The organism is Streptomyces telluris, from assembly GCF_024519335.1.
GTDB classification, from domain to species: domain Bacteria; phylum Actinomycetota; class Actinomycetes; order Streptomycetales; family Streptomycetaceae; genus Streptomyces; species Streptomyces telluris.
The window spans coordinates 1-886 of record NZ_JANIID010000084.1 but is presented as its reverse complement, the minus strand read 5'-3'; the positions used below and the strand labels follow the sequence as shown (position 1 = coordinate 886).

Genomic DNA, 886 nt, shown 5'->3' with positions numbered 1-886 from the left:
CGCTCGGCGTCCAGGGCCGCGGAGCAGCCGGTACCGGCGGCGGTGATGGCCTGGCGGTAGGTGTGGTCCACGACGTCGCCGGCGGCGAACACACCGGTCAGGTTGGTGCGGGTGGAGGGGGCGTCCACCTTGAGGTAGCCCTCGTCGTCCAGCTCCAGCTGCCCCTTGAAGAGCTCGGTGCGCGGGTCGTGGCCGATCGCGATGAACAGGCCGGTCACCGGCAGCTCGGAGGTCTCGCCGCTCTTGAGGTTGCGCAGGGTCAGGCCCGAGAGCTTGTTCTCGCCGTGGATCTCGGCGACCTCGCTGTCCCACACGAAGGAGATCTTCGGGTCGGCGAAGGCGCGCTCCTGCATGGCCTTGCTGGCCCGCAGGGTGTCACGGCGGTGGACGACGGTGACGGACTTGGCGAACCGCGAGAGGAAGGTGGCCTCCTCCATCGCGGTGTCACCGCCGCCGATGACGGCGATGTCGTGGTCCTTGAAGAAGAAGCCGTCGCAGGTGGCGCACCAGGAGACGCCGCGGCCCGAGAGCTCGTCCTCGCGGGGCAGGCCCAGCTTGCGGTGCTGCGAGCCGGTCGTGACGATCACGGCCTTGGCGCGGTGGACGGTGCCCGCGGAGTCCGTGACGGTCTTGATCTCTTCGCTCAGGTCGACCGCGACGATGTCGTCCGGGACCAGCTCGGCGCCGAAGCGCTCGGCCTGCGCCCGCATGTTGTCCATGAGGTCCGGGCCCATGATGCCGTCACGGAAGCCGGGGAAGTTCTCGACATCGGTGGTGTTCATCAGGGCACCACCGGCGGTCACGGCGCCCTCGAAGACCAGCGGCTTCAGCGAGGCGCGGGCGGTGTAGAGCGCGGCCGTGTAGCCCGCGGGCCCGGAGCCGATGA

Annotated in this window: 1 protein-coding gene; it reads right to left on the bottom strand. The window is 70.0% G+C overall.

Going from position 1 to position 886, the window contains the following annotated elements:
• The coding region (gene trxB, locus NQU55_RS36185) for a thioredoxin-disulfide reductase (protein ID WP_256791874.1) at nt 1–884 on the bottom strand (884 nt) is incomplete at its 3' end.
• Nucleotides 885–886 lie beyond the last annotated feature (2 nt).